The sequence below is a fragment of the Soehngenia sp. genome (genome assembly GCF_055108775.1).
In genome coordinates, this window is sequence record NZ_JBSQIL010000033.1 from 1 (window position 1) to 20167 (window position 20167).

Below are 20167 nucleotides of genomic sequence, written 5' to 3' on the forward strand. Positions count from 1 at the left end.
ATTTGACAATTATTACAGTATTACATGATCTAAATTTAGCAAGCAGATATTCTGATAAACTGGTATTAATAAAAGACGGGAAAATACTGAAAACAGGCAGTGCGCAAGAAGTTTTAACAGTTTCTAACATTGAAAATGCATATAATATGAATGTAGTTGTAGAGTTAAATAAATACACAAATTCTCCAGTAGTCATACCAATAGAGGCGAAAAAAAGGAAGAAGAATCAATTATTTCCAAGCATTCATTTGATATCAGGTGGAGGAAGCGGAGAAAATATAATATCGAGACTATTTACAGAAGGAATTGATTTTAGTGTTGGAGTATTGAATATAGGCGATAGTGACTGGCAGTTAGCAAATAGCTTAAAGGTTAAGATAATCGAAGAAAAGCCTTTTTCAGCTATCAGAGAAGAAACTATTCAAAAGAATATGGAATTAATCAGAACTAAAGATATTATAGTAATATCTCAAGTACCAATAGGATATGGCAATCTTGCGAACATACAGATGGCACTTAATGCTATAAACGAGGGGAAGAAAGTCATTTATATAAAAAACAATGCTTTTGAGAACATTGATTATACTAATGGGGCAGCTACCAAAATATATAATGAACTTATTTCTAAAGGGATGATTGTATTAAATTCTATTCAAGAATTAATTGATTACTTGGAAAATTATAAGAATATTTAAATTATCCTGTGGTAAAATATTTATATATTATTAACTATGGAGATGATTATATGAAAACAAAAAAATTACTTATGATTCCAGGACCAACTCCAGTATCAAGAAGCATTCAAGATGAGATGGGGAGAGAAACTATTGCGTTTTCTGATGAAAATTTTATAAATGATTTTAATTATTGCTTAACAGAACTTAATAAGATTGTAAAATCAGATGGTGAGGTTTTTGTTATATCCGGAAGCGGAACTTTAGCCATGGAGATGGCATTATCAAATGTCTTGAAAAAAGGGGATAATTTATTAGTTGTTTCTCATGGGTTTTTCGGAGACAGATTTATTGAAATTGCAAAGAATAAAGGAATAAATGTTGATGTGTTAAGTTCTGAATGGGGTAAAACTGTACCTATAGAAAAGATAAGAGAAACTCTAAAGAAAAAGGATTATAAAGCTATTACAGTAACCCATGTTGACACATCTACAGGGGTAAAAGCAGAGTTAAAAGAGATAGGGAATATGCTAAAAGAATTTCCAGAAATAATATACATAGTTGATGGCGTGTGTGCTACTGCTGGCGAAGCAGAATATATGAATGATATGAATATAGATATTCTTTTTACAGCATCTCAAAAAGCATTTGGAGTAGCCCCTGGATTATTAATATTGTGGGCGAATGAAAAAGCTATGTATGCAAGAGAAAAATTGGGGTCTATAAGTGAGTATTTTTTGGATTTTAAAAATTGGTTACCAATCATGCACGATCCTTCAAAGTATTTTGCTACACCAAGTGTCAATCTGATTTGGGCATTAAATGAGTCCATAAGACTCATAAATGAAGAAGGCATAGAAAATAGGTTTTATCGACATGAATTATTCGGGAAAGCTATTCAGAAGGCATTGGAAGGACTTGGGTTTGATATATTAGCAGAAGAAAAACACAGGGCGAATACTTTGTCTAATGTGATTTATCCTGATGGTGTCAATGACGAATTATTTAGAAAGATTCTAGCTAAAGAAGGAGTTCAAGTGGCAGCAGGATTAGGAGCTTACAAAGGTAAAATGTTCAGAATAGGGCATATGGGAAACATAGACAAACATTATTTGATTTCTTCTATAGCTAGTATTGAGAGAACACTTTATGAATTCAATATTGATAGATTGTCTATAGGATTAAATATAATACAAAGAGAATTAATAAATAAAAGCAAGGGTTAATTCCCTTGCTTAATATTTAATAATGATATAATAATGCTTATATTTAACCAAAACATTAGAAATATTCGATTATAAAACCAAATATAATCTGCAAAGCCCATAACTAATATACCCAAAACACTTGATAAGGCTGCAGCTACAATTAATGATTGTTCTGTTCCAACAGATTTTTTTATTTGCAAATAACTGTTTTTTGCTAGTCTAAAAATTAAAAATACAAAACTAACAATAGAAAAAACACCTGCTTCTAACCAAAGTTGAATAAATAAATTATGAGTGTGTGCAACAGTTGTCAAACCAAATCCTTTATAGCGCTGATAAATTAGAGAAACCGTTTTACTTCCCAAGCCAACACCAGTTACCCAATAATCTCTTAGCATAATTAATGCAGGTCCCATAATCATTTGTCTGTATTGTAAAGAGCTATCGTTTGGATTAAATATTGTCATCAAACGATTCAAAATAGAACTAGGAAGGAATGGTATAGCCATTAATCCTAGTACTATCAAAATCGGAATATACTTTTTATTCCATAAAAATACAAAGATGAAAATACATACTGCAAATGCTATCCATGATGATCTTGAGCCAGTTTTAAATAACATAAGCAGTATAGGAATCAAAGATACTGCATAAATTATTTTATGAGCCATTTTTTTAGATTTTAAAATCAAAGGGAAGAAAAAAGGAATACTTAAAACTAAAAATTCTCCATATACATTCGGGTTTCCAAAACTAGAAAAAACTCTAGCCCCGAGGCCTTGGTTAATGGATAAATCAGTCAATGAAGGATTCACCTCTATGCCTACGATTTGCCACTGATATAATCCATAAATAGAGGTTAAGAAAGCTGAAACAGCTATAAATTTTGTTAGATTGATGATTTTATCTATAGAGTCCATTTCCATTGATATTACAGCTACTAAAACAAAAGTAAAAAAATAAAATATAAGCTGATTTAAACTTTCTTGAGGAAATAAAGAAGTTAAACCTGCTATAAATAAAGTAGAAAAGAATATGACTAAAGAATAATCTATTTTTTCTAATTCAAGTTTAGGATTATCTGAAAGACCTTTTTTTAAGTAAAAAAATGCAGTGATCATTATAATCATAAACACACCATATAAATTACTCCACAAATGGTCTGGTATATTAAATATTAGAACAATACAAAGTCCTATTAGAAAATTCAAGTGAATTCCAATTAATTTGAAATATCTAATAAAAAGGCTTGTTTCAAATAATTTATTAAATTTTCTATATAAGAAATTTATTAAAATTGAAGGTAAACTAAACACAAAAACTAATATATAAAAAGTGAAACTTTTTAACCAATTGGTGTTTGTGGCAGTATTTGTTTTGAGATAATATAATAGTTTACTGTTTTCAAATTGATTAGCTAAAAAATCTTTCATATATAACTCCTTTGGTTATTCGTTTATGGTGTTTGCATAAGATATTCTACCATCTTTTAATATTGAATTTCCTGCATATAAAGTAATTGTTTGTCCAACATAGTAAACTGATTTGTCAAGAGATATTCCATTTGGTTTAACTTCACCAGAAGCTTTCATTGTAATAGTTAAAGATATATATCCTTCCTTTTCTGATGATACTACATTTCCTTCATCATCACTTGCAAAAACAACACTAGGCCCTTTTTCAATTTTTGTAATCTTTCCAAATGATGAACCTTGAACTGATTCTCTAACAGGGCTATCTATCTTTATACCATTTAAAACCGTTTCAGGGACGGATTCTATATAGAATGAAATTTCAATATCTTTTTTTTGTACTTCGCTTTTAGCTATGTTTGCTTTATCAAGTTTACTTTTCATGCTTATGATTGCTACCAATACTATAATTAAAACAACTAAATCTATCCAAGTAAATTTATGCTTTCTCATTTTTAACCTCCTAAAGCTGATTTGCGGCATCTATTCTTCCATAAAAAATTGAAGTCCCAACTCTTAAATTAATTACTTGACCAATATAATAAGTATTTCCATTTATTATTATGCCATTATCACTTACTTTTCCATTAGAAGTCAAAGTTATATATATGTGAGAATAGCCATCTTTGCTTGAAGTAGTTTGCTCTCCATATTTATTCCTTCCATAAGAAATTGAAGGACCTGTCTTTATAGAAGTAACTTCACCAAAACTAGTATTTAGTAAAGGTTCGGTAGATGGGTCTCCTATTTTAACATTATCTGCTGTAAATGAATTTACTTCCTCTTGAAAAAATACTATTTCTATTTTACTTACATTATCAACAACAACATCTCTATGACCAATTATACCTAACTGATTTAGTCCGAATACTACGACGGCAATTATTATAATGCCAATCATAAAATCAATAATATTGAATTTTTTTAAAAACTTCCTATTATTGTTTGCCATTCTAAATCCCCCTATTTAAGATAAATTTCTAGCGTTTTTTCCGCAACTGTTTTTAAATCATATCTACTAGCAATTGAATTATAAGCATTTTCACCAATTTTTTTTCTCAACTCATCATTTAAAACAATTTCTAACATTTGCTTAGCTAAAGCTTCCTTATCACCATAGCTCACTAAAAAACCATTTTGCAAATCATTATTAATTATTTCTCTAGTGCCACCACTGTCAGTAGATATTACTGGCAATTTACATGCCATTGCTTCTAATATTGATATTCCAAAAGCCTCATATTGAGAATGACAGATAAAACAATCAGAATTCTTTAGAAAATCAGATATATTGTCTTTAAAACCTGTGAAGATTATGTGGTTTTCCAAACAAAGTTTTTTAGAATAGGATTTAATATCTTCTAAGGTGGTCCCATCGCCGACTAATAAAAATGTAACTTTTCTATTAATTTTTTCTCTCTCCATGATATCGTAAAATGTTCTTATAGAATCGATAAAAAACTTATGTCCTTTTTCCCACCTAAACCTGGCTACAGAAGTTATCAATATCGTATCTTTATCGATATTATATTCTTTTCTTATATCCTTTTTTGAAGGTTCATTCCACTTTTCTAAGTTTATACCATTTGGTATATACACTATTTTATTTTTAGGTATCCCTTCATTAATCAGCTTTTGTTCTACAGCTTTACTAACAGCTATTATTGAGTCGGTTTTTTTTGATAATATCTTATTTAATAATATTACTGATTTACTGTTTTCAATAAGCATATGTCTACTATTTATAATCTTAGATTTATTTCCGAAGTATTTTGATAATACGGCAATAGAATGTTCTCTTAAAAAGTGAGTATGAATTATATCAACTTTATTATCTATGCAGTATTTTTTTAGCACCTTGGCTGCTTTTATATCGAAAGTACTATTCATTTCTATTTGAACTAAAGGAATATCATTTTCTTCAAATAGTTTTCTTCCGGGACCGTCTTTTGAATAAACTATAGTTATATTAGCTTTGTCTCTAAGCTCTGAAATAACATTTAAAACTGAAATCTCGGTACCTGCATGTCCTAAATAATTGAACATATGTACAATATTAATCATTTTTAACCTCGCAATCTATTATACTATTTTCCGTTATAATAAAATCAACAGGTATATCATACTTTTCATGAGGGACTTTGTCAATTAGCTGAAAACTAAAAGCTAACCCGACTTTTTTTGCATCTTTTTTTAGAGTTGGTAAGAATTTATCATAATATCCACCGCCATAACCAACTCTATATCCTTCTCTATCAAAAGCTGCACCAGGAACTATTACTAAATCAATTGATTTAGGATCTATTGATTTTAGGTTTTTTTGATCAGGAGAGAGTATACCGTAATGACCAATAACAAGTTCATCGATAGAATTTATATTGCAAGGAAGCATTATCTTATTTATTGGATCAACATAAGGAACTGATATATTTTTCCCATTTTCAATTGCTTTTGATATAAACTGATGAGTATATACTTCACTATTAAAACTTACATAACACATTATATTATTAGATTGTTTAAAAAACTCGGAATCAATCAAGGCATCAATTATTTTATCGCTGTAATTTTTGATCTCCTCATTTGTTAAAGAGTTTCTTATTCTCAGTATTTTCTCCCGAATTAATTTTTTGTTCAAAGTTTCTCACCTCAAGTGTTTATTTATCATATCATTTATAATATAATATATCATTAGAAAGTAAAATGAAATACCAAAAAGGTTACGGATTTAAGAGGTGAAAAAATGATAAGATTTGTTAATGTTTCTAAAGAGTATAAAAATGGAGTTATAGCTTTATATGATATAAATATGGAAATTAATAAAGGAGAATTTGTATTTTTAGTAGGTTCTAGTGGTGCAGGCAAATCAACATTGATAAAACTTCTTTTAAAAGAAGAAGGAATAACTAGGGGGAAACTATACTTAAACGGTACTGATATAACAAGGGTTCCAAATAGAAGAATACCATTTATAAGAAGAAAACTTGGTGTAGTATTTCAAGATTTTAGATTATTGCCAAATAAAACAGTTTATGAGAATGTAGCATTTGCTATGGAAATCATAGGAGCTAGTCCTAGAGAAATAAGAAGAAGAGTACCCGCTGTATTAGGAATGGTAGATTTAAGCAGGAAAGCATCTTCTTATCCAGATCAACTATCTGGAGGAGAGCAGCAAAGAGTTTCAATTGCACGTTCAATAGTAAACAATCCTCCTGTACTAATAGCTGATGAACCTACAGGTAATCTAGACCCTGAGACAGCTAATGAAATAATGAAAGTACTCGTTGAAATAAACAATAGAGGGACGACTGTATTAATGGCTACTCATGCAAAAGAAATTGTAGACAGCATGAGAAAAAGAGTAATAGCCTTAGAAAACGGACGCATTGTGAGAGACGAAGAGAAAGGTGGTTACGGCATTGAAATTTAGGGTATTTAGAAATATACTTAAGCAAGGATTACAAAGCATGTGGCGAAATAGAAGTATGGGGCTTGCTTCAGTTACAAGCATATCAGCTGTTTTGATGATACTCGGCATAGTATTAGTGCTCATACTTAGTATAAATAATGTTGTAAACGATACTAAATTGAAATTTGACGAAGTGGAAGTATTCCTCGAAGATGATATAACTGACTTTCAGATGACAACTGTTGAAGAAACTGCTAAAAGTATTCCTGGAGTTATATCTATTATATATAGGTCGAAAGAACAGGCTTTAGAATTGATGAAACAAGATTGGGGAGAAGATGCATATCTACTAGAAGATCTTGAGACAAATCCCTTACCAAATTCTTATATTATAAAAGCTCAAGATTTAGAACTTGCAGAGAATTTAGTAAATTCAATAAAAACACTTGACGGAGTAGAAGAAGTGAAATATTATAAAGATATAATAGATAGGCTATTAACATTTGCTAATTATATTAGAATTGGCGGGATGATAATTATAGCTGTGCTAGTTTTTGTTTCTATATTTATTATTTCGAATACTATAAAGTTGACTGTTTCATCAAGGAAAAGAGAAATAAATATAATGAAATACGTTGGAGCTACTAATAGTTATATAAGAGGCCCATTCATAATAGAAGGTGTGTTATTTGGGTTATTTGGTGCAGTGATTTCTATATTTATAGTCTATTATGCATATAGTTATCTTTATGCTAATATGAATGAGAGTTTTTATAATATGTTTACTTTTTATCTGATATCGCCAGAATCCATATTAAGTGATATAGCAATAATATTTTTAACCATAGGAGCAGGAATAGGTGCTATGGGAAGCATATTGTCACTTAAAAAGTTTCTTAATGTATAGGAGGATTTATATAATGGAACTAAAAAACAAGATTTCTATCCTATTGGTATTTGTGCTAGTTTTTTCTACTGTATTTCAGGTTAATGGGCAGACTATAAACGATTTAAAAAAGCAACAATCAGAAATTCAATCCCAAATTGACAAGACTAAAAAAGAACTAGAATCTATGCAGAGTCAGACAGACACAGTGGAAAATCAAATAAAGGAATTGGATCTGAAGATATCAAATGCTCAGAATGAATTGGAAAATGTGAAAAAGGAATTGGAAATAATAAATGCTAATATAGAGCAGGCAGAAAAAGAATTAGCTGAAGCAGAAAAAAATATTGCAGAAAAGACTGAAACTTTTCACCAAAGGCTAAGAGTCATGTATAAAAACGGAAATGTTGGTTATTTAGAAGTTTTACTTTCATCAGGAGATATTAAAGATTTTTTATCTAGGCAAACTATGATAGAGTCAATAGCAGAGCAGGATAGAGAATTAATTCAATACATGAAAGAACAAAGAGATATAGTTGAACAAAAGAAAATTGAATTAGAGGCTCAAAGAGCATCAGTTGAGATAACTAAATCAAAGCTTGAGTCTAGAAAAAGGGACTTAGAAGCAGTTAGCAGACAAAAAGAAGATTTAATGGGTAGACTAATAAAAGATATAGAAGCGTATGAAAAAGAATATGATAAATTAAATGAGTTTGCAAAGGAAATTGAATCGAAAATAGTTGAACTGCAAAGGAATACAAATCCTTATACAGGTGGAATTATGCTTTGGCCTGTCGAAGGATATTCAAGAATTAGTTCATCTTTTGGATATAGAATACATCCTATTTTTAATGTTCAAAAACTACATACTGGCATAGATATACCTGCACCTGTTGGGACAAATATACTTGCGGCTTCAGATGGAATAGTGATATATTCTGATTGGTTGGGCACCTATGGAAAAGTAGTTATGGTCGACCACGGAGGAGGAATAGTTACACTTTATGCTCATAATTCTTCACTTCTAGTCTCAGAAGGGGAATATGTATCAAGGGGACAGCCGATAGCAAAAGTTGGGAACACAGGTAATTCTACTGGACCTCATTTGCATTTTGAAGTTAGAAAAAATGGAGTTTATGTTGATCCGATACCATGGCTAAAGTAAAAGGAGATATCTCCTTTTACTTTTTTTAAATATTTCTTATTAAGGGGTGCGAAATGAAAAACAAAAAAACAATTATAATATTTGTGCTTGTATTGATAGTAAGCAACATATTGTCATTTTCAGCATCAAATTATTTGGCTGTAAGTGCTAATGATAAAGTGATAATACCAAGCACTGAATACAAGATACTAAAGGAAGTTTATGAAAACAACAAAAAAGTAGTACAAGTACGAAGAGCAATCGATGAATTATATTTAAGAGACTTTGATGAAAATGATTTGCTTGAAGGACAGTTAAAAGGTATGGTGAATGCATTAAATGATCCTTATTCAGTGTATATGACAAAAGATGAATATGAAAGATTCAACACTGAAACTGAAGGAGAATATGGAGGTATTGGTATTATAGTTACTCCTGGAGATGACAATTTAATAACAGTAGTATCGCCTATAGAGGATACGCCAGCAGAAAAAGCTGGGATACAAACAGGTGATAAAATAATCCGCGTAGACGGTAAAGAATATTTTGCGGAAAATATGGATGAAGCTGTAAAAGTTATGAGAGGAGAACCTAATACTGATGTAGTTTTAACTATTCTCAGAAAAGATAAATCGGGAGAAACAATAACTTTTGATGTCGAAATTACTAGAAAGATTATTAAATTAATATCTGTAAAATCTGAATTACTTGACGATGATATAGGATATATAAGGATAACATCATTTGATATGAATACAGCAGATGATTTTAAGAAACAATTAAAAGACCTTGAAAGAAACAACGCAAAAGGGTTGATCATAGATTTAAGGAACAATCCAGGTGGTCTTTTAAATGTTTGTGCAGATGTTGCAGATGAACTGTTAGATAAAGGTGTAATAGTATATACAGAAGATAAAAATGGGAACAGAGAATATTTATATTCTGACAGTAATATGACAAAACTACCAATTGTTGTTTTAGTTAACGAAGGTAGTGCAAGTGCCTCAGAAATACTTGCTGGAGCGATAAAAGATCATCAAAGAGGAGTGCTAGTTGGTACCACAACTTTCGGTAAAGGAGTGGTTCAGAGACTTAGAGACTTTCCAGATGGCTCTGGCTTAAAGATAACAGTGTCTGAATACTTTACTCCAAACGGCATCAACATACATGGCATAGGGATAACGCCAGATGTAGTTGTCGAGTTAAATGAAGAAGTGGAAGAAATTGGGATAGGAAATCTAGAAAATGACAACCAACTTCAGAAAGCTATCGAGGTTTTAAAAGGGAAAATGAATTAATAAAGAGGAAACTTAATAAAAAACTTCACCATTCAACATATACATTATGTATTTGAGGGATAGTGAAGTTTTATTTAACTTTATTTATTTAATCTATCAGCATCTATAGAATATATTATTGAAGATGAGTCAGGCTCAAACGGAACTGTTGAATTTATATAAAGCCTTTTATTATTAGAATCATATATGGACTTCAATCCGAATACTTTTCCTAACTGAGTAATCTCACTGCTAAATAAATCAACTAAGTAAGTTTGATATATATCTGTTTGACTTGTATTTTCCATTATTAATATTTCTGAGTTTGATGCTTGAGTAAAGTATACAATATCTTTTTTGGAAGATTTAATTAATTTTCCTTTATCTAAATCGAATATATTTAAAGAATTAGAGTTAATAGTCTCATCATATTTTAAGTAAACAAGTATGTTGTTTTCAAAGACAGCAGTTTTATATCCCTGGTCAATATATGTTAATGTTCCATTTGAATCAGATAGATAGATGTTATTATTTTTAGCAGGGCTTAGAATCTCTTCAAAAATTATTTTGTCACCATATGGATTTAGATTAGAGATATTAAGATAAAATTGAGAATATAAACTGTAATCTTGAGTAACTATATCATAAGTATATATCTTTGTGCTTTTTTCATCATAATTATCTATTAAATAAAGTTCATTTTCATTTTTCCAAGAAATTCTTTCAATGGTTTTATCTTCTAAATTATCTAGTTTTTTAAGTTTGCTATCTTTATAAGTATAAATGTAAACATTACCAACTTCATCATTGAAGCTAATATTGTTTGAGCATGTGCACATTTGAGCATTTAGTAAATTCGTTGTTGTTGAAAAAATTAGTCTTTTACTAAGATTATTTACATCATAAAAATATAAATTATTAATTTTTTCATCTTTTAATGCTACATCAACTGAGTTTAAATAAATGAAACCATTTCCATGAGAGTAAAACAACATATTTCCGTAATCTATAAAATTAGAAACGAGTTCTCGGTTTATTCTTCTGATTTCTCCAGTTTCTACATTCATCTGGGTTTCCAGATTAATAATGGGAAATTGTTTATCATCTTTCTGGAATACATTATTAAACTGTATAGACCACCAATAACCATCATCTTTTTTAATGATATTAACATTAGGTGATGTAGATGAGTATAAACCATATTCAGCTTTTACTTTATTTATTATGTCAACCAAATCATAATTTATTTTAATTGGTTCATAATTTTTGCATACAACTTCCAAATTTAATGAATTAATATTAGGGATTTCTTCATTTAAGCTTACAGTGAATTGTGGTACTATTAATTGAGATTTTTCATCTGACAGATCTGCCTTTAGATAAATTATAATACTAGACCCATCTTGTTTTATATTAGAGATATATACGTTTGAGCACTCTACAAGACCACCATATATTAATAGTTTTTTCTCGTTTCTATCTCCCGTTATCTCTGCTCGAGGGGTTGTATTCTGATAACTTGTGGACAAAATAACTTTATCTATAGTATAATCTATTTCTTTATCTATGAAGACTGAGTTTGAATCTAACATATTTGAGACTTTTGTACATCCTACAAAAAGAATAAACGACAACAATAAAACGGATAATAATTTTGTGAATTTCATTAATCATCTTACCCCCAGTAAATAGATTTTACAATATTTTAAGAATAATCTCAAGTTTTAAAATGAGTAGATTTTTGATGTTGATTCATTTATAATATATATTAGAACAAATGTTCAAGAAAGAGGTAGTATTATGGGAGAATTTAAAATTGTTTCTAACTATAAACCGACTGGTGATCAACCTGAAGCTATTCAAAAGATAGTAGAAGGTTTAAACAAAGGATTAAAACACCAAGTTTTACTCGGCGTCACTGGGTCTGGGAAAACTTTTACAATGGCTAATATTATTGAAAAAGTACAAAAGCCTACTTTAGTAATAGCACATAACAAGACTTTAGCATATCAATTAGCAAGTGAATTTAAGGAATTTTTCCCAAACAATGCGGTTGAATATTTCGTAAGCTATTATGACTACTATCAGCCTGAAGCTTATGTTCCACAAACGGACACATATATAGAGAAAGATTCGTCAATAAACGATGAAATCGATAAATTAAGACACTCTGCTACTATGGCTTTATTTGAGAGAAGGGATGTCATTATTGTGGCATCTGTTTCATGTATATATGGGTTAGGAGACCCTATAGATTATGAAAACTTGGTTGTATCATTGAGACCTGGAATGAAAAAAGATAGGAATGAAGTTATGAGAAAACTTATTGATATTCAATATATGAGAAATGATATCAACTTTGAAAGAGGTACTTTCAGGGTAAGAGGGGATATATTGGAGATATTTCCAGCTTCCTCTAGTGAGAATACGATAAGAGTTGAATTTTTTGGTGATGAGATAGATAGAATTACTGAAATTAACTATATTACAGGGCAAGTTATTGGCTATAGAAATCATGTTTCAATCTTTCCGGCATCTCATTTTGCGACTTCACCTGAAAAGGTAGAAAGGGCATTAATAAGCATTGAAGAAGAGCTAGAAGAAAGGTTAAGAGAACTCAGAGATAAGGATAAATTAGTAGAAGCTCAAAGACTAGAGCAAAGAACTAGATATGATTTAGAAATGTTACGTGAAATGGGCTTTTGCTCTGGAATAGAGAACTATTCTAGACATCTTAGCAATAGACCAAAAGGTAGTAGACCGTATACTCTTATAGATTATTTTCCAGATGACTTTTTAATAATAATTGATGAATCTCATGTCACAATTCCTCAAATTGGTGGAATGTATGAAGGAGATAGATCCAGAAAGACCACACTAGTAGAATATGGATTTAGATTGCCATCAGCATTGGATAACAGACCTCTTAAATTTAATGAGTTTGAATCAATGGTTAATCAAATAATATATGTATCAGCAACCCCGGGAGGATATGAATTAGAACATGCTCAAAATGTTGTTGAGCAAATAATCAGGCCGACTGGATTGTTAGACCCTATAGTTGAGGTAAGGCCAACTAAAACTCAAATAGATGATTTAGTTGAAGAAATAAAAAAGACAACACAAAGAGATGAAAGAGTTTTAATCACAACGCTTACTAAAAAGATGGCTGAGGATCTTACTGAATATCTAAAGAAAATAGGGATTAAAGTGACGTATTTACATTCTGATATAAATACTATTGAGAGAATGGAAATAATAAGAGATCTTAGAATGGGCAAATATGATTGTATTGTCGGAATAAATTTATTAAGAGAGGGACTTGATTTACCAGAGGTATCTTTAATTGCAATTTTAGATGCTGATAAAGAAGGGTTCTTGAGAAGTGAAACTTCTTTAATACAGACTATAGGGAGAGCTGCAAGAAATATAAATGGAAGAGTAATAATGTATGCTGATACTATAACAAAATCTATGAAAAAAGCTATTGATGAAACAAATAGAAGAAGAAAAATACAAGATGAATACAATAAGCAAAACAATATAGTGCCTAAATCGATTATCAAAGGGGTAAGGGATATAATTGAGGCAACAATTGTTGCAGAGGAAGATTATTCATACGAAGAAAACTTGACAAATGAAGAGTTAGAAGCTATGATATTTGAACTTGAAAAAGCAATGCTAAAAGCAGCAGAAGAATTGGAGTTTGAGAAAGCAGCTGAAATAAGAGATAAGATGATTGAATTGAAAAAGAAGGTAGTTTATTAGAGGTGAAGAAATGACAAAAGATCAAATCATTATAAAGGGAGCAAAAGAGCATAATTTAAAAAATATAGATATAGAATTGCCAAGAAACAAGATGATTGTTTTTACTGGCTTAAGTGGTTCTGGGAAATCTTCACTTGCTTTTGACACAATATATGCAGAAGGACAAAGAAGATATGTAGAATCTTTATCTAGCTATGCTAGACAGTTTTTAGGTCAAATGGAGAAGCCCGATTTAGATTATATTGAGGGGCTTTCTCCATCTATTTCAATTGACCAAAAAACTACATCAAGAAACCCTAGATCTACTGTGGGGACAGTGACTGAGATATATGATTACCTAAGATTACTTTTTGCCAGAATAGGGGTACCATACTGTTATAACTGTGGCAAAGAAATCACAAGCCAAACAATAGATCAAATGGTTGATAGAGTTATGAGTCTAAATGAAGGTACTAGAATTTTGATACTATCACCGATTGTTAGGGGAAAGAAGGGTGAGCATACTAAAATACTAAACCAAATAAAAAAAGATGGGTTTTTAAGGGTAATAATAGATGGAGTTAATTATGAGCTAGAAACTGATGATATAAAATTAGAAAAGACTAAAGCACATACTATCGAGATAGTTGTGGATAGACTTATTGTTAGAGAAGGGATAGAATCTAGGCTGAATGATTCATTAGAAACGGCTCTGAATTTAGCAGATGGGCTAGCTATTGTTGAGATTGTTGGAGGAGAAAGAATTCAATTTAGCCAAAAATTGTCATGTCCAGATTGTAATATTTCTATAGAAGAGATATCACCTAGAATGTTTTCATTTAATAGTCCTTTTGGAATGTGCCCAACTTGCAATGGATTAGGTTTTCATAAAGAGATAGATGAAGATTTGGTAATACCTAATCGAAACTTAAGTATATCAGAAGGTGCAATAGCTCCATATTCTAATACGGATGAGGATAATTATTATTATCAGATATTTAAAACAATTGCAAAAGATAATGGGTTTAGCGTAGACGAGCCGATTAAAAATGCCCCTAAAAAATTTTTGGAAGAGCTATTTTATGGAACTGAAAGGCCTATTAAATTTAAATTTTTAAGCTATTTTGATGATTCAGGGAAAAAAGAATTTAATGGTAAATTTGAGGGGATAATATCAAACTTGACACGAAGGTATAGAGAAACACAATCTGATTTTATGAGGGATAAAATTGAAGAATTTATGTCTGAAATCCCATGCCCTGATTGTCATGGCAAGAGGCTGAAAAAAGAAGTGTTATCTATCAAAATAAATGGCTTAAATATATCTGAAGTAACTGATATGCCAGTAATAAAAGCATTGGAGTTTTTTGAAAATATTATCCTTAACGAAAAGGAAACAATGATAGCGGATCAAATTTTAAAGGAAATAAAATCAAGATTAGGATTTTTAGTAGATGTAGGACTAGATTATCTTACTTTATCAAGGATGGCAGGAACATTATCTGGTGGTGAATCTCAGAGAATTAGGCTTGCGACACAGATAGGCTCTAGTCTAGTTGGTGTTATATATGTTCTAGATGAGCCAAGCATTGGGCTTCATCAAAGAGATAATGAAAGACTAATAAGAACTCTAAGAAATTTAACTGACTTAGGAAACACTTTAATAATAGTAGAGCATGATGAAGATACAATAAGAGCCGCAGATCACATTGTCGATATTGGACCAGGTGCAGGTATTCATGGGGGAAATATTGTTGCTCAAGGTTCACTTGAGGATATAGAAAAAAGTCCTAAATCGATTACTGGTGCATATTTGTCAGGTAGACTAAAAATAGAAGTCCCTGAAGAAAGGAAAAAGCCAAATGGCAAATGGATAAAAGTTATAGGCGCTAAAGAAAACAACTTAAAGAACATTGATGTAGAATTTCCATTAGGAGTTTTCACATGTGTTACTGGAGTTTCAGGGTCAGGGAAAAGTTCTTTAGTAAACAAAGTGCTTTATAAAGCACTTTCACGTGAATTAAATGGCTCTAAACAACGAGCTGGAGCATATGAAAGAATTGAAGGAATAGAATATTTAGATAAAGTAATAGAAATAGATCAAAATCCTATTGGCAGAACACCAAGGTCTAATCCTGCAACATACACAGGTTTATTTGATCATATTCGAGATGTATTTGCTATGACAAATGAAGCAAAGATGAGAGGATACAAAAAAGGTAGATTTTCATTCAATGTAAAAGGCGGAAGATGTGAAGCATGTAAAGGTGATGGGATTTTAAAAGTTGAAATGCATTTTTTACCAGATGTTTACGTTCCTTGCGAGGTGTGTAAGGGGAAAAGGTATAACAGAGAAACCTTACAAGTTAAATACAAAGACAAAAATATAGCAGATGTATTAGACATGACTGTTGAAGAAGGATTAGAGTTTTTTCAAAACATACCAAAGATCAAGAGAAAATTAGAGACATTGTATGATGTAGGATTAGGTTATATAAAAATTGGGCAACCCTCAACAGAACTTTCTGGAGGTGAAGCACAGAGGATAAAATTAGCAACAGAGCTTTCAAAGAGAGCTACAGGCAAAACTATTTATATTTTAGATGAACCTACGACGGGGCTTCATAGTGCAGATATCCATAAGTTAATAAAGGTTTTGACTCAATTGGTCGAAGGAGGCAATACTGTTGTGGTCATAGAACATAATTTAGATGTCATAAAGACCGCAGATTATATTATTGATCTAGGGCCTGAGGGCGGAGACAAAGGTGGTTATGTAGTTGCTTGTGGGGCACCTGAAGAAATAGCAATGAATGATAAATCGTATACTGGAATGTTCCTAAGGAAAATATTGTAATATTATGTTTGATTAGGCAGACAGAGTTTGCCAACAACTAACTACTCAATTTTAAAATAGATAATGATAATTGCTAATGATAGCAAAAAAATTTTTAAAGTAGTATAATCTATGATATAAACATGCCGGAGGGTTATAATGCTATATATAATGCTATTCTTTTCATTGTTAGCTGGAATAGATAAATTATTTGGTAACAAGAAAGGACTAGGGGAAAAATTCGATCAAGGATTTTTAGCAATGGGAAGTTTGGCATTGACTATAATCGGGATTTATAGTTTGTCACCAATAATCGCTAAATTGCTGGTTCCTATTTTATTACCGGTTTCTGATTTTTTCAATCTGGACCCTTCAGTCTTCATTAGCTCAATTTTAGCCCCAGATTTAGGAGGATTTCCAACAAGCATCTCGATTGCTAAAAATGAAAAAATAGGTATTTTGAATGGGGTTGTTCTAGCATCTAGTTTGGGTACTATTATTTCTTTTAGTATTCCTGTGGCTTTTAGCATGATAAAATATGATGATTTTGAACCATTTACTAAAGGCATATTAGCAGGAGTTACCACGATACCATTAGGAGTATTTGCGGCAGGCATAATGCTAGATGTAAACTTTATCTCACTTCTCATAAATCTTATACCAGTTATATTGTTTTCTTTGTTAGTAACCGTTGGGTTATTGGTATTTCAAGAAAAGACAATTACTATTTTTAGGATAATTGGGAAAGCAGTATTGTTCTTTAGCACTACTGGATTAATTATTGGAATTTTCCAATTTTCAACAGGAATTGTAATATTTTCGGATTTAATTTCATTAGAAGAGAGTTTCAAAATAGTTTTGAGCATCGCAGTTGTTCTATCGGGAGCATATCCTATGTTATTGATATTATCTGAGAAGTTTAAAAAACCATTAAAAAATTTATCTACAAAATTTGGACTTAACGAATACTCAATTCTTGGTATTATATCCACTTTAGCTAGTTGTTTACCGATGTTAGCCATATATGACAAATTCGATAGAAAAGGGAAAATATTAAATGCTGCTTTTACAGTAAGTGGTGCGTTTGTTTTTGGAGGGCAGTTAGGTTATATTTCCTCTGTTGCTAATGATGCTGTAAATGCTTTTATTTTTGCTAAACTAATTTCTGGTATAAGCGCAATATTTGTTGCTTTGATAATAATAAAATTCGAAGAAGAAAAGGGGTTTTAGTGTGCTCGTAAATCAAAGAATTAGAAAACTCAGAGAATTAATGAAGGATAAAGGGATCGATATTTATATAGAAATTACATCTGATCCACATCAGTCGGAATATGTAGCTGACTATTACAAAGGTAGAGAATTTTTAACAGGATTCACAGGTTCTGCTGGAACTGCACTTGTGACTGAAGACAAAGCAATACTATGGACAGATGGCAGATATTTTATTCAAGCTGAAAAAGAAATAAAAAATACTGATTTTGTATTATATAAAATGAACACTAAGGGATATCCTTCATTGATAGAATGGCTTAAGGAAAATGTGAAAGATGGATATACTATTGGATTTAATGGTGAAGTATTTTCTGAAGAATTAGTTGAAAAAATTATTAAGGAATTAAATGATAGAAATTTTCGACTTCATGACCAGGAAGATCTCGTAGGGTTAATATGGGATGATAGACCACAGTTAAATATAGAAAAAGCATTTAAGCTAGGAATTGAATATACAGGGGAAAGCACAAAAGACAAGATATCAAGAGTAAGAGAATATCTTGAGCTAAAAAAAGCTGATTATTTAGTACTAGCGAGTTTAGATGATATAGCATGGTTATACAACATAAGAGGAAGAGATGTATTGAATAACCCAGTCGTTATATCTTATGCGTTGATATCAATGGATAAAGCCAATTTATATATTGATAATAGAAAACTGTCGGAGGAAGTCAAAAAAGAATTAGAGGAAGAAACAATTCATATAAGCGAATACTTAGATATATTTGATGACTTAAAAAACTTAGAACCATCAAGTTGTGTAATGCTTGATAAATCTAGAATAAATAGAAAACTCTATACATGTATCCCAAGCAGTTGTAACATTCTAAATGAAATCAATATTACGACTAAGTATAAAGCTATAAAAAACAGCATAGAAATAGAAAACTTAAAGATTGCTTACAGAAAAGATACTGTTGCACTTACTAAGTTCTTTTACTGGATTGACAAAAATGTTTATAGTGGAGATATAGATGAATTTTATGCATCTGAGAAATTAGAAGAGTTTAGAAAAGAACAAGAAGGATTTATTGAACCAAGTTTCGATACGATTTCAGCCTACCAAGAAAATGCTTCTATGATGCACTATAATGCAACAAAAGAAAAGAACTCAAAAATATTACCCAAAGGATTGTATTTAGTCGACTCTGGTGGGCAATATTATAATGGAACAACTGATATTACTAGAACTGTAGCAGTGGGGGAAGTTACAGAGGAAGAGAAAAAAGATTTTACTTTATGCTTAAAAGGCCATATCAATTTAATGAGTGCAAAATTTTTATACGGGTCAACTGGACATTCAATAGACATTTTGGCAAGAATACCACTTTGGAAAGAAGGCATAGACTACAAAAGTGGAACTGGGCATGGTGTTGGATATTTGTTGAGTGTACATGAAGGACCTCAAAGGATATCTCAAGTTTACAGTGATGTAGCATTAGAAGAAGGAATGGTTACCACTGTAGAGCCAGGGGTATATAAAGAAGGTAAATATGGGATAAGGATAGAAAATGTTGGAGTTATAAAGAAAGATATTTTAGTAGATAATGATCAGTTTATGTCATTTGAGGTATTATCATATTGCTTTATTGATAGAAAATGCATTGATAAATCACTTCTTACCAATGATGAAATAAGTTGGATTAATGAATACCATAAAAAAACTTATGAGTTACTAAGCTCATATTTAAATAATGAAGAAAGAGAATGGCTAAAAGAAAAAACCAGAGAAATTTAGTTAAGGTGGTTTAATGCAAGATATTGAAGAAAAATTAAAAAATTTACCTGATAAACCAGGCGTATATATAATGAAAGACAAGGCTGAAGATATAATATATGTCGGAAAAGCCATTAATTTAAAAAAAAGAGTCAGTCAATATTTTAATAGCTCTAAAAATCAATCATTAAAGGTTATGAACATGGTTAAAAATATTGCTGACTTTGAATATATTATCGTGAACAATGAAGTTGAAGCTTTAATTTTAGAATCTAATCTGATTAAAAATAACAGACCTAAATATAACATAATACTAAGGGATGATAAACAATATCCATATATAAAGATTACAGTAAATGAAAAGTTCCCAAGGATAATGAAAACTCGAAAAATAGATAAGGACGGCGCAAAATATTTTGGTCCATATCCTAGTGCATATTCAGTGAATGAAGCTATAAAAGTTTTTCATGATATGTTCCCTATAAGGGATTGCAAACTAAACTTGGAGAAATTACCTGATAATTT

General features: G+C 30.7%; 16 protein-coding genes and 1 pseudogene. 11 read left to right on the forward strand and 6 right to left on the reverse strand.

Features of this window, described 5'->3' with window-relative positions:
* Positions 1-695, forward strand: a pseudogene (locus tag ACTB1H_RS05590) (hypothetical protein); the annotation flags it as partial.
* 50 nt (positions 696-745) lie between these two features.
* Entirely contained in the window at positions 746-1900 is a 1155-nt protein-coding gene (locus tag ACTB1H_RS05595) for a pyridoxal-phosphate-dependent aminotransferase family protein (protein ID WP_463261850.1), read from the forward strand.
* On the opposite strand, the gene ACTB1H_RS05600 is transcribed toward ACTB1H_RS05595, so the two are convergent.
* The 5 genes from ACTB1H_RS05600 to ACTB1H_RS05620 all read right to left on the reverse strand — a co-directional run bounded on the left by ACTB1H_RS05600 (position 1897) and on the right by ACTB1H_RS05620 (position 5992).
* Positions 1897-3012 carry an O-antigen ligase family protein gene (locus ACTB1H_RS05600; RefSeq protein ID WP_463261851.1) on the reverse strand — a complete coding sequence of 372 codons (1116 nt, stop codon included), beginning with the start codon at positions 3010-3012 and terminating at the stop codon, positions 1897-1899. The two genes, ACTB1H_RS05595 and ACTB1H_RS05600, sit on opposite strands and share 4 nt — an antisense overlap.
* A 318-nt stretch (positions 3013-3330) precedes the next feature.
* Positions 3331-3807: a DUF4330 domain-containing protein gene (locus ACTB1H_RS05605; RefSeq protein WP_463261852.1), complete on the reverse strand. Its 477-nt coding sequence runs from the start codon at positions 3805-3807 to the stop codon at positions 3331-3333.
* Between the two features lie 10 nt (positions 3808-3817).
* Positions 3818-4306 (reverse strand): DUF4330 domain-containing protein, encoded by a 489-nt coding sequence (locus tag ACTB1H_RS05610; protein ID WP_463261853.1) that lies wholly within the window; start codon positions 4304-4306, stop codon positions 3818-3820.
* 11 nt (positions 4307-4317) lie between these two features.
* Positions 4318-5418 (reverse strand): glycosyltransferase family 4 protein, encoded by a 1101-nt coding sequence (locus ACTB1H_RS05615; protein WP_463261854.1) that lies wholly within the window; start codon positions 5416-5418, stop codon positions 4318-4320.
* The gene (locus tag ACTB1H_RS05620; protein WP_463261855.1) at positions 5411-5992 is read right to left on the reverse strand and encodes a 5-formyltetrahydrofolate cyclo-ligase; all 582 of its coding nucleotides are present in this window, start codon (positions 5990-5992) and stop codon (positions 5411-5413) included. The genes ACTB1H_RS05615 and ACTB1H_RS05620 overlap by 8 nt, the downstream gene beginning before the upstream one ends.
* A 105-nt stretch (positions 5993-6097) precedes the next feature.
* Here ACTB1H_RS05620 and ftsE point away from each other — a divergent pair, with 105 nt between their 5' ends.
* The 4 genes from ftsE to ACTB1H_RS05640 are packed head-to-tail and all read left to right on the forward strand — an operon-like array spanning position 6098 to position 10091.
* A complete protein-coding gene (gene ftsE, locus ACTB1H_RS05625) occupies positions 6098-6784 on the forward strand; it encodes a cell division ATP-binding protein FtsE (protein WP_463261856.1) in 687 nt (228 codons plus the stop codon).
* Positions 6774-7670: a permease-like cell division protein FtsX gene (ftsX, locus tag ACTB1H_RS05630; protein WP_463261857.1), complete on the forward strand. Its 897-nt coding sequence runs from the start codon at positions 6774-6776 to the stop codon at positions 7668-7670. The genes ftsE and ftsX overlap by 11 nt, the downstream gene beginning before the upstream one ends.
* 13 nt (positions 7671-7683) lie before the next feature.
* Entirely contained in the window at positions 7684-8814 is a 1131-nt protein-coding gene (locus ACTB1H_RS05635; RefSeq protein ID WP_463261858.1) for a murein hydrolase activator EnvC family protein, read from the forward strand.
* Between the two features lie 53 nt (positions 8815-8867).
* Complete coding sequence (locus tag ACTB1H_RS05640; protein WP_463261859.1) at positions 8868-10091, forward strand: S41 family peptidase; 1224 nt, start codon at positions 8868-8870, stop codon at positions 10089-10091.
* A gap of 80 nt (positions 10092-10171) precedes the next feature.
* Here the strand turns inward: ACTB1H_RS05640 and ACTB1H_RS05645 are convergent, their stop codons facing one another.
* The gene (locus ACTB1H_RS05645) at positions 10172-11737 is read right to left on the reverse strand and encodes a hypothetical protein (protein ID WP_463261860.1); all 1566 of its coding nucleotides are present in this window, start codon (positions 11735-11737) and stop codon (positions 10172-10174) included.
* Between the two features lie 133 nt (positions 11738-11870).
* Between ACTB1H_RS05645 and uvrB the strand changes: the two genes are divergently transcribed.
* From uvrB to ACTB1H_RS05670, 5 genes are all read left to right on the forward strand, one after another.
* Positions 11871-13838 carry an excinuclease ABC subunit UvrB gene (gene uvrB, locus ACTB1H_RS05650; RefSeq protein ID WP_463261861.1) on the forward strand — a complete coding sequence of 656 codons (1968 nt, stop codon included), beginning with the start codon at positions 11871-11873 and terminating at the stop codon, positions 13836-13838.
* A gap of 10 nt (positions 13839-13848) precedes the next feature.
* The gene (uvrA, locus tag ACTB1H_RS05655) at positions 13849-16674 is read left to right on the forward strand and encodes an excinuclease ABC subunit UvrA (RefSeq protein WP_463261862.1); all 2826 of its coding nucleotides are present in this window, start codon (positions 13849-13851) and stop codon (positions 16672-16674) included.
* A 138-nt stretch (positions 16675-16812) separates the two neighbouring features.
* Positions 16813-17883, forward strand: a complete 1071-nt coding sequence (eutH, locus tag ACTB1H_RS05660) for an ethanolamine utilization protein EutH (protein WP_463261863.1) — start codon at positions 16813-16815, stop codon at positions 17881-17883.
* Between the two features lies 1 nt (position 17884).
* Positions 17885-19663: an aminopeptidase P family protein gene (locus tag ACTB1H_RS05665; RefSeq protein ID WP_463261864.1), complete on the forward strand. Its 1779-nt coding sequence runs from the start codon at positions 17885-17887 to the stop codon at positions 19661-19663.
* Between the two features lie 13 nt (positions 19664-19676).
* A partial coding sequence (locus tag ACTB1H_RS05670) for a GIY-YIG nuclease family protein (protein ID WP_463261865.1) occupies positions 19677-20167 on the forward strand: 491 nt, incomplete at its 3' end.